A 13,763-nucleotide genomic window follows, 5' to 3' on the forward strand; every position below is an offset into this window, starting at 1 on the left:
AATAGGACAGAAAAACTGTTTTATTTTCCAGTTGGCATATAAACTGGAACATTGTACAGTTCTTTGGGGTCATCATCCCATATCCTTCTGTTTGATCGTATTGCCTGGAGGCTAAATGACGACGGATGAAAAAGAGTTTTTCCGTGAAGCCACCCTGAGAATCTGCAGCAGCCTGGAGATCGAAAAAGCCCTGTGGCAAAGCCTGATGTACATTCGAGATTTCATGCCGGCACAGCAGATGAGTTTTCACGTTTACCATCGCGATCTGGGTATTGTCGAAACAGTGGCCCATGCCACGATCGATGCCGGTGAGGCCATGTCCATCAAGAGCCCTCTGTCGTCAAAAGCCCGAAAGCAGGTGGAGATTCAACGCTCCATCAGGGTCCGGGTCATCGATCGGCTGGGGGATGATCCGGTGACGAGTCCGGTGGCGGGAAGACTGGGTGCCCTCGATCTGTCGGGGGTGGTTATGGATCTCGTTCTTGAAAAAAAGCTGCTGGGGGTCTTATCGGTGTTCAATAACGGCAGGGAAAAATTCAATTCAGACCATGTCCGACTCCTGAGTCTCCTGAACGAACCTTGTGCCGTCGCCCTTACCAACAGCATGAGATACCGGGAACTCATGACGCTCCGGGATCTCCTGGCCGACGATAACCGCTATCTGCAGGATGAATTGCGTCGGATGTCGGGAGAGGAGGTTGTCGGAACCGATTTCGGATTGAAGGGGGTTATGGAGATGGTCCGTCAGGTGGCGCCGCTGGACAGCCCCGTACTGCTTCTCGGGGAGACCGGGACGGGCAAAGAGGTCATCGCGGGCGCCATCCACAAGTCGTCTCCACGAAAGGATGGTCCTTTCATCAAGGTGAATTGCGGTGCCATTCCCGAAACGCTCATGGACAGCGAACTCTTTGGATATGAAAAAGGCGCCTTCACCGGCGCGGTGGTCCAGCAGCGCGGGCGCATCGAGCGAGCCCACGGCGGCACCCTGTTTCTCGATGAAATCGGAGAATTGTCCGCTGAGGCCCAGGTCCGACTGCTTCGGGTGCTTCAGGAAAAAGAGATCGATCGGGTCGGCGGAAGCTACCCGATCAAGGTGGACATCCGGATCATCGCGGCGACGCATCGGGACCTGGAGGAGATGATGGCCCTCAGGAAATTTCGGCACGATCTCTATTTCAGACTCAGGGTTTTTCCCATTGTCATTCCGCCCCTGAGGGAACGAAAAATCGATATTCCCGCTCTGGTACAGCATTTTATCCTGAAGAAATCGCGCGAAATGAAGCGTCTGGTAGTGCCGTCCCCCACGCCGGACGCCATCGACCGCCTGATGGCATACCATTGGCCGGGCAACGTTCGGGAATTGGAAAACGTCGTGGAACGCTCCCTGATCCTGAACACGGGCGATCGCCTTTTTTTCAATGAGATCGGGGCACGGCTCATGGGGAAGTCGCCGGAGAGCCGCCTTCCCCAGTCTGCAGAAACAGACAAATCGATGACGCTTGACGAGATGGTGTCCCGTCACATCCGACGGGTTCTCGACAGGTGCGGGGGCCGTGTGGAGGGAGACCATGGGGCCGCCCGGCTGCTCGGCGTCCACCCCTCCACCCTCAGGAAGCGGATGGCAAAACTCGGGATCCCTTTCGGGCGAAAGGCGAAGATATATCGGGGATCATGAAACAAGACCGCCACTGCCCCGTGAATTCCGCATGACCGGTGCTCCGGCAACGGTTTTTTTCCCCAGATCACGAAGCCTTTCCGGAATTGACGACAGGGCCTTCTCGGCCGTTTCGCTCAGGCCCTCGCCGTGATTGAAATCGACGCCTGGAACCGTCGCGAGCCATACCGGCGGCGCCTTGTGGTAAAGAAGGCGGACACAGGCCATGATCGTCGCCGGATCGAGGCCGTGTCCGAAAACGAGGGCGCGGGATTTCGCGGAGAGGGGGTGCACCCGAATCCCAGGCTGCGCATTGCCGCCTTCCGCGGAGATGACCCGGGCATCCGTGAAGACAATGCCGGAGACGTCATCCCGGGCGACGTCTTCTGCAAGCTCGGGCGTCAACTGGTGCACGGCGATATGCAGGACGTCTCCGTCGCGTTCCCGCCAGAGGCGCTCGAGCATCTCCCCCAGCCGCAGCCCCGCGCCGTCGTCCCGGCGCAGGGGGTTGCCCCAGGCGATAATCAGCATCATCGGCGTCAGCCCCGGATCTTTTCGTCGACCAGGCATCCCCGGGCATCCAGAATCTGAACCTGCATGGGCATTTGGCCGACGGCGTGGGTCGAACAGCTGAGACAGGGATCGTAAAGACGGATGCCGTGTTCAATCCGGTTCAACACCCCTTCGGTCACGGTCGATCCCCTGATGTAGGCCCGGGCGATCTGGGCGATGGTCCTGTTCATGGCCAGATTGTTGTTGCCGGTGGCCACCAGGAGACGAACCGCCTGGAGTATGCCGTCCTCGTTGACGCGGTACTGGTGAAAGAGGGTGCCCCGCGGTGCTTCCATGACGCCGATTCCAGTCAGCTGGTTCACGCCCGCCCGGCTGCGGAGTTGAGCGTCATGGACCAGGGGATCCTCGATGATGCCGGCGATCCGCTCGAGGGAGAAGAGAATCTCGATGAGGCGGGCATAGTGGGCGTGAAAACTGCCCCAGACCGGCTTGTCTCCGTCGCCCAGACGCCTGAACCGCCGGAGCTCCCGGTCGGCCCGGGGCGTACCCGCGAAATCGCAGAGATTGAGTCGCGCCATGGGGCCTACCCGGTATAGACCCGGTACATCGCCTGTGCCGTCGCCGTACCCGAGGGGTCGGTAGTAAGGAAACTTGAGATAGCTCCAGGGTTGGACCGCCTCGGCGATGATCTCCTGCCATCGATGGTCCGCCAGTCCCGATTCGAGATGTCTGCCGTCGGCATCCATGACCCGAAGTACGCCGTCGTAATGCTCCAGGCCCCCTTCCGGGGTCGTCAGGCCGAGGAAGAGACTGGGAAAATTGCCGTAGCAATCCGCTTCCTGCTGAAAGGCGTCGTATCGGTCCAGGAGCAGATCGATGGCCGCATCGACGGTGTCGAAGGCCTCGGGCAGACTCCTGCCGACGGCGTCGACATCCTCGGGCGTCAGACCTTTGCGCACGCCGCCGGGAACGGCCCAGGGCGGGTGGACGCTCTGGCCGCCGAGCATCCGGATGATTTCCTGGCCGAACCGGCGGAGACGGATGCCTTTTCGAACCAGGTCGGGGTGTTTCGCCATGAGCCCCACCATGTTGCGCCGGGCCGGGTCGCTCTCCATGCCCAGGATCAGGTCGGGACCGCTCAGAAAAAAGAAGCTGAGGGCATGGCTTTGGACATACTGGGCGTGGTTGATGAGCCGCCGAAGGATTTCCGCGGCGGGGGGGATCCGGACGCCCAGAATGGCGTCGCCGGCCTTGGCCGAGGCCAGCATGTGGCTCACGGGACAGATACCGCAAATGCGCATGGTGATGCCCGGCATCTCCGAATAGGTGCGGCCCACGCAGAATTTTTCGAAGCCGCGGAATTCCGTTACATGGAATCGGGCATCGGCCACTTGTCCGGCATCGTCCAGGTGGATGGTGATCCTGGCATGGCCTTCGATCCGGGTCACCGGTTCTATGGTCAATTGTTGTGTCATATATACCCCCTCAGGTTTCGACTGTCACAGGCCGGTGCCGGGAGGATACGCCCGCGCCCCGCGCGGTTTCGTTCAATCGCCGCTGAAGCCTGCTCCGGTCGGCCCGGAAAAGCGCTTGCGCTCAAACAGTCCGGGCCGCTGATTCGGCGGATCGCCGCGGGTCCCCTTTACCGGCCGGGCCTCAGCCAAAGGTGCGCATCTCTTCCGGGAGGACGATGGGCTTGCCTTTGAGCAGGGCGTCCAGGGCCGTCCAGATGCGTTCCCTGCCCGGGGGGCAACCGGGCAGGAAGGCATCCACGGAGATCACCTGGTGGAGTGGGAGCACCCGGGGCAGCAGGCGCGGCAGCGTTTCGGAAGAATGCCCGCCCGGGGGCGCTTCTCCCGGCCCTTCGGCATAGACTTCGGCAACGAGGCGGCGCGCATCCAGTCGGTTGCGCATGGCAGGCACATTGCCCGTCACGGCGCAGTCGCCGAAACTCGCGACCATCCGGCTGTTTTCACGGATCCTGCGTGCGTCCCGCAGGTGGTCCGTGTTGACGACGGCGCCTTCGACCAGGGTGACATCCACGTTCAGGGGAAAGGTCTTGATGTCCATGAGGGGGCTGTAGACGAGATCGACCGCTTCGAAGACCTCGATCAACCGCTCGTCCAGATCGAGAAAGCTCATGTGGCAGCCGGAGCATCCGCCCAGCCAGGCGGTGGCCAGCCGTATCCGGGCGGTTCGGTTCAGGTCCATATCATTCCCCCCAATTCCATATGTTGTCGTCGCGGCCGCTCAGGATCCAGGCCAGAAAGTCCTGCCGTTTCTCCATTTCGGCAACACCGGTCCCCTTGCTGAAGATGGCGCCGGTGGGACACACCTGTACGCATTTGCCGCAAGAGGTGCAACTCCGGGTCTTTCCCCAGGGAATGTTCATGCCGGTGATGACGTTCGTATGAATTCCCCGGCCCATCATATCGAGGGTATGGGCACCCTCGACCTCGTCGCAGACCCGGACGCACCGCGCACAGAGAATGCAACGATTGGGATCCCGGACATGGCGCTCGTGACTGGCGTCCACGGCAAGGTCGGGGTAGCGGTATTCATAACGGACGTGATCCACCCCGAGCCTCGCGGCCATCCGCTGAAGCTCGCAGCGGCCGTTCATGACGCACACGGCGCAAACGTGATTGCGTTCCGTAAGGAGGAGTTCGATGATCATCCTGCGATACCGCCCAAGGGTCTCTGTTTCGGTTCGCACCACCATGCCTTCCTGGGCCTGGGTGATGCAGGAGGCCGTCAATCGGGGGCTCCCCTCGACCTCGACGAGGCACAACCGGCATCCCCCTCTGGGGCTGAGGCCTTTGAGACGGCAGAGGGTGGGGATGAAGATGTCCGCGTCCTCGGCGGCTTCGAGGATGGTGCTGCCCTTCTTGGCACTGATGAGCCTGTCGTTGATGGTGAGGGTGACGACCGTCATGATCAAAACCTCCGCGTTGACGTTGAAGGCCGGGCATGGGAAACCTCCCGGACGGGCTTATATCGCCCGGGAAACAGCGTTGTCAAAGCGACATACCCCGGCCGGGCAGTGATGATCCCGGATGTGAACCTCGTATTCGTCCCTGAAAAAACGCAAAGTGCTCAAAATCGGATTGGGTGCTGTCTGCCCCAGACCGCAGAGACTGGTATCCTTCACCATCCCGCAGAGCTCCTCGAGGTTTTCAAGGTCCTTCATGGTGGCGGCACCTTCGGTGATGCGAGTCAGGATGCGATGCATCTGCACGGTTCCCCCTCGACAGGGGCCGCATTTGCCGCAGCTTTCATCCATGCAGAACGCCATGAAAAACCTGGCCACGTCGGGCATGCAGCTGGTGTCGTCCATGACGATAAGCCCCCCTGATCCCATGATTGAGCCCAGGGCCGCCAGGGCTTCATAATCCATGGGGGTGTCGAGGTTGTCCGCAGGAATGCAGCCGCCGCTGGGCCCGCCGGTCTGTGCGGCCTTGAAGGCGCGGCCGTCCTGTATCCCGCCGCCGATGTCATATACGATCTCCCGCAGGGTGATGCCCATGGGCACTTCGATGAGGCCCGTGTTGACGGTTTTACCCGCCAGCGCGAAGATCTTGGTGCCCTTGCTCTTTTCCGTGCCCAGGCCGGCATACCATTCAGCCCCCCGATTGATGATCATGGCGACGTTCCCGAAGGTTTCGACGTTGTTGATCAGGGTCGGGGCGCCCCAGAGACCCTGTTGCGCCGGGTAGGGGGGACGGGGAACGGGTTGACCCCGGCGCCCCATGATGGACTGCATCAGGGCGGTCTCTTCGCCGCAGACAAAGGCGCCCGCGCCCATGCGGATATCGATGCGGAAATTGAAGGGGCTGTCCAGGGCCCGGTTGCCCAGAAGTCCCGCCCGCTCGGCTTGCGTGATGGCCTTTTCGAGTCGTTTGGCGGCCAGCGGATATTCCCTTCGGACGTAGATATACCCCCGGTCCGCGCCGACGGCGTAGCCGGCGACGGCCATCCCCTCCAGCACCCGATGGGGGTCGGATTCCATCAGGGTCCGGTCCATGTAAGCGCCGGGGTCGCCTTCGTCGCCGTTGGCGACGACATACTTTCGGTCGCCGGTCGCTTTCTGCACCCGCTGCCACTTGAACCCGGTCGGGTAGCCTGCGCCGCCGCGACCCCGAAGGCCGCTTCTCAAGATCTCCACACACACGTCCGAAGGCGTCATCTCCCGAAGGACCTGCCCCAGGGCTTCATATCCGCCCGCAGCGACGCAGCTCTCCAGCCGTTCCGGGTCGATGTCGCCGCTGCCGGCAAGCACCACCTTCTCCTGCTTGGCGAAAAAGGGAATATCATGAGAGAGGATGCGTGCGTCGAGGGACGGGACGGTCTGGCCCCTGACGTGCCGGTTCAGAATGGGCGCCACCATCTCCGGTGTCACCCGCTCGTATATGACGTCGGCTTCACCCCTGTTTTTGATCGTTACCATCGGACCGCGGCTGCAGGGTCCCATGCATCCGCTCGTCGCGGCTTCCACCTCAGCCGCAAGCCCTTCCGCCGTGATCGCATCGGCAAACGCCGCCAGTATTTTCGACGCGCCGGAAGAAATGCACGGCGTGCTCATGCAGCAGAGAATGCGGCACCGGAACTTCGCCTGTCGTTCCTGTTCGACCTGGGCCATGGCCTTGAGTTCGATTCGGTTCATCGTATCGTTCTTCCCTTTGACGGTTAGCGGTTTCAGGGATGCATCGGGAGCGGTGGATTGGATCAGTCGGCGCCGCTTACGCGCCGGCGTACCTTATCCAGGGTCGAGGCCGATGTTGCCTTTCCCAGCACGACGTCGTCCAGAACCACCACCGGCGCCAGACCGCAGCATCCCAGGCACCGGGCCGTGTTCAAGGTCAGCTTCCCATCGGCGGTGGTGTGCCCGGCCTTGACGTCAAAACCGCTTTCCAGGGCTTCGACAATCTCGAAGGATTTTCCCACATAGCAGGCGGTGCCCAGGCAGACGATGCAGGAATGTTCCCCCTGGGGCTTGAGGGAAAAGAAGTGATAGAAGGTGGCCACCCCGTAAACCCAGCTGGACGGGAGCCTCAGCATCCGGGCGACATACATGAGGACGTCCTCGGGAAGGTAGCCGAAGGCTTCCTGGGCGGCCGTCAGCACCTCGATAAGGGCATCCTGCTTGAACTGCTGCCGTTTGATGACGCGGTCGACGGCTTTGTACCGCGGATCTCCCATGGGGTGTGACTTTTGTTCGTCCGCCGGCTTCGGAGCGACTTGCGCCATGATGATTTCCTCTCTGTAATCATGCGATCGTGTTGCATCGTGGTGCGAAGAATCAGCGTATTATGGGATGAAAGCCGAAGGTTGGATATCGGACTCAACTTTCGACTTTCATGATGGTGACCAGATAGAGGTGCCGGGAGGATACGGCCTATGAAGGTCGAAAGTTGAGTATCGAATTTATAAAATGCGACACATTGGCTTGTATATAGGGGTTTCCCATCATTTGCCTGGGGTATTCTCCTGTATATATGTCGGGATAAACCCTGAAAAGCATCCGTGATGAATGATGTCCGGATTTGGCGGGATACCCTTCAGCTGATCCCCAACCGTTTCATTTTTTTGTAAAGCGCGGTGCGGTGTATGCCGAGGGTTCGGGCCGCCAGCGCGCGATTTTCGTTCGCTGCCTGCAGGGCCGCTTCGATGGCGCTGCGTTCGGCCTCGGCCAAATGGTCATCCAGGGTGCCGGACAGAGGGGTTTTTGCGCCTTTGTGGAACGTGGACGGCAAATGACGGAGTTCGACGACCAGTCCCTGAGCTTTCCAGGCCATCTGGCGCATCAGGCTTCGTAATTCCCGGACATTTCCAGGCCAGGCATGCGACATGAGCGCCCCGGTCGCTTCCTCGGAGAGTTGTTGCATGAGAAGTCGCTCCCGGCGGCACACTTCGGAAAGGAAGTGTTTTGCCAAAAGGGGAATGTCTTCCGGACGCGACCTCAGCGGCGGGATCTCGATCGGGAACTCGTTGATGCGGTAGAAGAGATCGCTGCGGAATTTGCCGGCATCGACAAAAGCGGCAAGATCCCGGTTTGTGGCGACCACCAGCCGGAAGTCCACATCGATCGGGATCGTGCCCCCCAGGCGGTCGATTCTGCGCTCTTCCAGAACCCGAAGCAGCTTGGCCTGGCTTTCGATGGGCAATTCTCCGACTTCATCCAGGAAAAGCGTTCCATCGCAGGCCAGTTCGAACTTTCCGGGTTTGCCTTTTTTCCGGGCGCCGCTGAAGGCGCCTTCTTCGTAGCCGAATAATTCCGATTCGATCAGGTCGTGGGGAATCGCGCCGCAGTTGATCGCGACGAAAGGCCCTTTCTTCCGATGGGAGGCTTCATGGAGAGCCTGGGCGAACAACTCCTTTCCCGTACCGCTTTCGCCCAGCAGGAGCACCGTGGCCGAAGAATCCGCTATGCGTCGGGCCTGCTCGATAACGCGCCGCATTTCCGAATTCAGGGTGAGGATGTTTTCGAAGGAACGGCGATGTCCGCGCAGTTCGTCCAGGAGCGTTTCGTAGCGTTCGACCTTCCGTTCCATCGCCCGGACGCGATCCGCCAGTTTTTCCAATTGTTCAGGACTCTGGAACAGGATTCTCCCGAAAGCGCCGATGACCCGATTGTTCCGTCTGACGGGCAGGTTGACCGTGATTTTAGTCTTGCCGTGCAGGTCGACGACCTGTGCGCTGTCGGCGATGCCGGTGCGGGCCACCTCCGCCAGGCGGCTGCCGGGCGCAAGCGTTGAAAGCGACAGACCCGCGCCGCCGCCGGATTCGAGCCCGAACCATTGTTCATTGGCCGGGCTGAGCAGGGTGATATTTCCCTTGGTGTCGACGACCGTGAGCCCCTCGTAGGGGTTGTCAAGAACCATCCGGACCATTTCCTCGTTCATCGGACAGTCACCGTAGGGCCCCAGTATTCGATCCGCCGTCCGGACGCGCCGGAAGACCATCACCTCGGTTCGCTGACGCCCTTCGGCCTGTACAAACCAGTCATCATTCCAGAAAGTCCACTCGCCAGGTGTCAAACCGCGGAGCGCATCCGGAAGCCGTGCCCCTTTTTCGATATCCGGACCGAGGGCTTCGAAAAAATCCGTGGTCAAACGCGCCACACGTCCGGTCTTGTCTAAAAAAACGACACCGCATCGGCAATAAGCGGCTTTGCGAAGCATGGCGGCTTCTGAACTTGTCGTCATCGGTCGACATGTCTCCCTGTGGATACATCTTTTGCCATGCCGGTGAGGGGTGAAACTGTATCCGTCCGGCAACACAATCACAACATAGCATATTCTTCCCTCTTTTGCATATACCTTCTTTAAAGATAATTGTTTCAGAAGATTAGAAATTTAAAAGCCGTTTTTTCAAACATTGGCACGACCTGTGAAAAAGGAAAGTTTCAGAAAACATTTTGGTGATGGTGCATTTTCAGTGAGTTGCCGGCGATTCATGCATCCGAAATCAACAGACCCTGTACTTATCCAGTTTGGAGGAGCCGATGTTTATCGACAATGAAGAATTGAGAGTTGCAGCCGACACGATACGCCAGGCCGCACGGGAACGGATCGCTCCCCTGGCCGCATCCATCGATGCGACAGGTCAGTTAAATCCGGAAGTGATCGATCTTTTGTGGGATCTGGGTCTTATGACCGCAGTCTTCCCACCGCAATACGGTGGTGCGGAGGAGCATCACGGGACCCTGCTCTGCATCGGGGTCGAGGAGATCGCGCGTCACTGTGCTTCGTCGGCCCTGATGCTGATCATCCAGGCCGTAGGCAGCTTTCCCATCATCCATGGCGCCAGACCGGAATTGCTGGATCGCGTGATGACGAGGATGGTGAAAAACCGAGAACTGGCCGCCTATCTGGTGTCGGAACCGGGTGCCGGGTCGGACGTGGCTTCGATCCGCACCACGGCGGTCCGGGACGGCGACGCTTATGTCCTTTCCGGGACCAAATGCTTTTCCACCAACGGACCGGTGGCTTCGGTCTATACAGTTCTGGCGCGAACCTCCGGCAACGGCCGGGACGGCCTCTCCTTCTTCCTGGTGGAGCGGGACACGCCCGGACTCAAGATCGGCAAGATCGAGAAAAAAATGGGACAGAAGGGTTCCCAGACCTCCGAAGTGCATCTTGACGCGGTGCGCATACCCGCCGAAAACCTGCTCGGGGAGGAAAACAAGGGATTCCGGATCGCCATGAAGGATTTCGACATGTCCCGTCCGGCCGTCGCGGCCCAGGCCCTGGGTATCGCCGAAGGGGCCTTCGAGCAGATGGAGAACTACTCCAGGGAGCGGAAGACCTTTGGCCGACCCCTGTGCGACCATCAGATGATCCAGCAGATTATCGCCGACAGCGCGACCCTGATCGAGGCGTCGCGGGGTCTCATCTATCGCGCCGCCGCCTTGTATGATCAGGGGAAACGCAATACCAAGCTGGCTTCCATGAGCAAGGTCTTTGCCTCGGATGCGGCCATGAAGATCACCACGGATGCGATCCAGGTCTTTGGCGGATACGGCTACATGCAGGATTATCCTGTGGAGCGGATGTTCCGGGACGCCAAGTTGACCCAGATTTTCGAAGGCGCCAATCAGATCCAGCGACTGGTGATCGCCAGAGAGATCCGTAACGAAAATTCCTGAAATCCGGTTTCGACATCATTCAAGGAGAGCTTGTCTTATGAAAAATTTAACGGAAGAACAGAAAGTGATGCTGGAGATGGTGCGCGATGTGGCGAACCGGGAAATCGCGCCACTCGCGATGGAACTGGATGAGAATTCGTCTTTCCCGGAACATGCCCGGAACCTGTTTGCCGAACTGGGGCTCCTGAACCCGCTTCTGCCTGCCGAATACGGCGGAACGGAAATGGACATCCTGACCTTTGTGCTGGTCCTGGAGGAAATCGGCCGGGTTTGCGCTTCCACCGCCCTGCTGTTGATCGCCCAGAGCGACGGCATGCTGCCCATCATCCATGGCGGCAGCCCTGAGCTCAAGGAAAAATTTCTGGGCCGCTTCGGCGGAAACTCTACGCTGCTGACGGCTTTTGCCGCCACTGAACCGTCGGCCGGGTCGGATCTCCTCGGCATGAAAACCCGGGCCGTCAGAAAAGGTGACAAGTACGTGATCAACGGGCAGAAATGCTTCATCACCAACGGCTCGGTGGCCGACGTCATCTCGCTTTACGCCTATACGGATCCGGAGAAAGGCGCCAAGGGTATGAGCGTCTTTGTGGTGGAAAAAGGCACCCCCGGCCTGGTTTACGGCCGCAACGAGAAAAAGATGGGGATGCGGGGCTGCGTCAACTCCCAGCTCTTTTTCGAGAACATGGAGATTCCCGCCGAAAACCTTATCGGCGCCGAAGGGGACGGGTTTGCCAATCTCATGAAAGCGCTCTCCATCAACCGGGTCTTCTGCGCGGCCCAGGCCGTGGGGATCGCTCAGGGTGCGCTGGATCGCGCCATTGAACATGCCCGAGAGCGGGTGCAGTTCGGGAAGCCCATTTCTCATCTGGCCCCCATCCAGTTCATGATCGCCGATATGGCCACGGCGGTTGAAGCCTCCCGCCTCCTGACCCGGAAGGCGGCCGAGCTGCTCGATGACAAGGACAAGAAAGGAGCGCTCCTGGGCGGCATGGCAAAGACCATGGCCAGTGATACGGCCATGCAGGTGACCACCGACACCGTTCAGATTCTCGGGGGATCGGGCTACATGAAGGAATACGGCGTGGAGCGGATGATGCGCGACGCCAAGCTGACCCAGATCTACACCGGAACCAACCAGATCACCCGTCTGGTCACGGGTCGTGCGTTGTTGCAGCCGTAAAAAAAATCGAGGGCGCCGACAAAAAGGGCCCAGGCATCAACCCTTTTTCCAATAAGGATTAACGACATGTCGGAAAACAGAAAATTTACCTATGACACGGCCATGTTCCGGGACACGTTCGAGAATGATTTCACCTATCTGAACGGCTTTCTGCGAAACACCCACCGGTACGCGAACCAGAACGCGATGACCTGTCCCCTTCGGGATAAAACATGGACATATCAGGATCTTGACAAAGCCTGCAATATTCTGGCCCATGCCCTGAAAGACGACGGGGTCGGCAAGGCCGACGTGGTGATGTACCAGCTTTACAACTGCGCGGAATGGGTCTTCATCTACCTGGCGTCGCAAAAGCTGGGTGCCGTCAATTGTCCGATCAACTTCCGCCTCTCCTATGGCGAGACGGCCTACATGCTCGACGACAGCAAGCCCAGGGTCTATTTCTACGACGCGGCGGACGCCGAAATGGCCCAAAGGGCCCTCGAAAAGGCGGCACACAAGCCCCAAACCATTGTCATGGTCGATATGTCCGGCAGGACAAGGCCTATTGCCGGGGCCGTCTCCTTTGAGGAATATGTCGCGGGCAGGCCGGACACGGATCCGGGAACATACCGACCCACGCATATCTATGACGAGACAACGCGTCTGTATACTTCCGGGACCACCGGGATGCCGAAGGGCGTCCCGCTGAACAATATCAACGAGATCATGAGCGCCCACGACGTCATCATGCACTTCCCCCTCAATCCCAGGGACAAGACCCTGAACATGACGCCCTGGTTTCACCGGGGCGGGCTTTACGCGGGGGGGCCCAACCCCACGCTCTATGTGGGCGCCGAATTGATCCCTCTGCGTCATTTTGACGCCGCGACCGTCCTGGATCTGATCGACAAACACGGCATCACCTATGTCATCGGCGCCCCCACCACGTTGGAAGGGCTTTGTGCCGAACAGCAGAAAAAACGTCGGGACCTGAGTCATCTGAAAGGCATCGTGACGATGGGGGCGCCGCTGGATCGGGCCGCGTGCATTCGCTTCCAGGAGATGCTCACCCCGAACATTTTCAACGGATACGGAACCACCGAAGCGTTCTGGAACACCTTTCTGCGGCCCTACGATCTGCCGGATATGGCGGGGGCTGCGGGCCGTTCGTGCACCGACGACGATATGGCGGTGGTGAACGTATACCCGGACCGACTGGCCGAGCCGGACGATCATGTGAGGAAAAACAACGAGGACGTGGGCGAGGTCATTATCAAAGCCGCCGGAAAGTGCTCGTATACCTATGCCAACCGGCCTGAAGAAGCCAGGGCGAAATATTACAAGGGGTGGCTCTATATCGGTGACCTCTGCACCTGGGACAGGAATGAATTTCTGACCGTGGTGGGCCGGAAAGACGATATGTTCATCTCCGGCGGCGAAAACATTCATCCCGTGCAGGTGGAGGCGGTGCTGAACGAACATCCGGAAGTGGCAAGCTGCGCGGTGGTGGGGCTGCCGGATCCCAAATGGGGGCAGGTGGTGGTGGCCTATGTCGTCAGGTTCAACCCCTCCCTGACGGCAAAAGATATCGACGCATTCTGCCTTCAGCATCCCATGCTGGCGAAATACAAGCGCCCTAGATACTACCGTTTCGTGGACGAACTGCCCATGACGGCCACCGGCAAAAAGGTGCACTACAAGGTCAGGCAACAGGTGGTGGCCGATGCCGAAAAGGGACTGCTGGAAAAGGTGTGATGTTGCCCCGGTAGGTGACTGCCGGGACGGTG

The 13,763-nt window shown here is 59.6% G+C and carries 11 protein-coding genes; 4 read left to right on the forward strand and 7 right to left on the reverse strand.

Annotated elements, in window-relative coordinates:
- Positions 1 to 115 precede the first annotated feature (115 nt).
- Positions 116 to 1,675 carry a sigma-54-dependent Fis family transcriptional regulator gene (locus dmul_RS00445; protein WP_020876262.1) on the forward strand — a complete coding sequence of 520 codons (1,560 nt, stop codon included), beginning with the start codon at positions 116 to 118 and terminating at the stop codon, positions 1,673 to 1,675.
- Here dmul_RS00445 and dmul_RS00450 read toward each other — a convergent pair.
- The 7 genes from dmul_RS00450 to dmul_RS00480 all read right to left on the reverse strand — a co-directional run bounded on the left by dmul_RS00450 (position 1,670) and on the right by dmul_RS00480 (position 9,372).
- The gene (locus dmul_RS00450) at positions 1,670 to 2,224 is read right to left on the reverse strand and encodes a hydrogenase maturation protease (protein ID WP_020876263.1); all 555 of its coding nucleotides are present in this window, start codon (positions 2,222 to 2,224) and stop codon (positions 1,670 to 1,672) included. The genes dmul_RS00445 and dmul_RS00450 overlap by 6 nt on opposite strands.
- A complete protein-coding gene (locus dmul_RS00455) occupies positions 2,194 to 3,642 on the reverse strand; it encodes a Ni/Fe hydrogenase subunit alpha (RefSeq protein ID WP_020876264.1) in 1,449 nt (482 codons plus the stop codon). The genes dmul_RS00450 and dmul_RS00455 overlap by 31 nt, the downstream gene beginning before the upstream one ends.
- Before the next feature lie 181 nt (positions 3,643 to 3,823).
- Positions 3,824 to 4,378, reverse strand: coding sequence for an NADH-quinone oxidoreductase subunit B family protein (locus tag dmul_RS00460; protein WP_020876265.1), 555 nt, complete (start codon positions 4,376 to 4,378; stop codon positions 3,824 to 3,826).
- Between the two features lies 1 nt (position 4,379).
- Entirely contained in the window at positions 4,380 to 5,102 is a 723-nt protein-coding gene (gene hoxU, locus dmul_RS00465) for a bidirectional hydrogenase complex protein HoxU (protein ID WP_020876266.1), read from the reverse strand.
- Between the two features lie 57 nt (positions 5,103 to 5,159).
- Positions 5,160 to 6,830 (reverse strand): NuoF family protein, encoded by a 1,671-nt coding sequence (locus dmul_RS00470; RefSeq protein ID WP_020876267.1) that lies wholly within the window; start codon positions 6,828 to 6,830, stop codon positions 5,160 to 5,162.
- Positions 6,831 to 6,892: 62 nt separating this feature from the next.
- On the reverse strand, positions 6,893 to 7,414 hold the full coding sequence (hoxE, locus tag dmul_RS00475; RefSeq protein WP_020876268.1) for a bidirectional hydrogenase complex protein HoxE: 522 nt from the start codon (positions 7,412 to 7,414) through the stop codon (positions 6,893 to 6,895).
- A gap of 311 nt (positions 7,415 to 7,725) precedes the next feature.
- Positions 7,726 to 9,372 carry a sigma-54 interaction domain-containing protein gene (locus tag dmul_RS00480; RefSeq protein ID WP_020876269.1) on the reverse strand — a complete coding sequence of 549 codons (1,647 nt, stop codon included), beginning with the start codon at positions 9,370 to 9,372 and terminating at the stop codon, positions 7,726 to 7,728.
- Between the two features lie 299 nt (positions 9,373 to 9,671).
- Between dmul_RS00480 and dmul_RS00485 the strand changes: the two genes are divergently transcribed.
- The 3 genes from dmul_RS00485 to dmul_RS00495 all read left to right on the forward strand — a co-directional run bounded on the left by dmul_RS00485 (position 9,672) and on the right by dmul_RS00495 (position 13,731).
- Positions 9,672 to 10,814 carry a cyclohexane-1-carbonyl-CoA dehydrogenase gene (locus dmul_RS00485; RefSeq protein WP_020876270.1) on the forward strand — a complete coding sequence of 381 codons (1,143 nt, stop codon included), beginning with the start codon at positions 9,672 to 9,674 and terminating at the stop codon, positions 10,812 to 10,814.
- Between the two features lie 37 nt (positions 10,815 to 10,851).
- Entirely contained in the window at positions 10,852 to 11,994 is a 1,143-nt protein-coding gene (locus dmul_RS00490; protein ID WP_020876271.1) for a cyclohex-1-ene-1-carbonyl-CoA dehydrogenase, read from the forward strand.
- 66 nt (positions 11,995 to 12,060) lie between these two features.
- On the forward strand, positions 12,061 to 13,731 hold the full coding sequence (locus tag dmul_RS00495; protein ID WP_020876272.1) for a class I adenylate-forming enzyme family protein: 1,671 nt from the start codon (positions 12,061 to 12,063) through the stop codon (positions 13,729 to 13,731).
- Positions 13,732 to 13,763 lie beyond the last annotated feature (32 nt).

This window comes from Desulfococcus multivorans (genome assembly GCF_001854245.1).
In the GTDB taxonomy this organism is placed as follows: Bacteria; Desulfobacterota; Desulfobacteria; order Desulfobacterales; family Desulfococcaceae; genus Desulfococcus; species Desulfococcus multivorans.

Excerpts from the sequence above, each read along its gene's own strand:
- dmul_RS00490 (WP_020876271.1), top strand. The coding sequence starts at position 10,852 with ATGAAAAATTTAACGGAAGAACAGAAAGTGATGCTGGAGATGGTGCGC.
- hoxU (WP_020876266.1), bottom strand. The coding sequence starts at position 5,102 with ATGACGGTCGTCACCCTCACCATCAACGACAGGCTCATCAGTGCCAAG.
- dmul_RS00460 (WP_020876265.1), bottom strand. The coding sequence starts at position 4,378 with ATGGACCTGAACCGAACCGCCCGGATACGGCTGGCCACCGCCTGGCTG.
- dmul_RS00470 (WP_020876267.1), bottom strand. The coding sequence starts at position 6,830 with ATGAACCGAATCGAACTCAAGGCCATGGCCCAGGTCGAACAGGAACGA.
- dmul_RS00495 (WP_020876272.1), top strand. The coding sequence starts at position 12,061 with ATGTCGGAAAACAGAAAATTTACCTATGACACGGCCATGTTCCGGGAC.
- dmul_RS00455 (WP_020876264.1), bottom strand. The coding sequence starts at position 3,642 with ATGACACAACAATTGACCATAGAACCGGTGACCCGGATCGAAGGCCAT.
- dmul_RS00485 (WP_020876270.1), top strand. The coding sequence starts at position 9,672 with ATGTTTATCGACAATGAAGAATTGAGAGTTGCAGCCGACACGATACGC.
- hoxE (WP_020876268.1), bottom strand. The coding sequence starts at position 7,414 with ATGGCGCAAGTCGCTCCGAAGCCGGCGGACGAACAAAAGTCACACCCC.
- dmul_RS00480 (WP_020876269.1), bottom strand. The coding sequence starts at position 9,372 with ATGACGACAAGTTCAGAAGCCGCCATGCTTCGCAAAGCCGCTTATTGC.
- dmul_RS00445 (WP_020876262.1), top strand. The coding sequence starts at position 116 with ATGACGACGGATGAAAAAGAGTTTTTCCGTGAAGCCACCCTGAGAATC.
- dmul_RS00450 (WP_020876263.1), bottom strand. The coding sequence starts at position 2,224 with ATGCCTGGTCGACGAAAAGATCCGGGGCTGACGCCGATGATGCTGATT.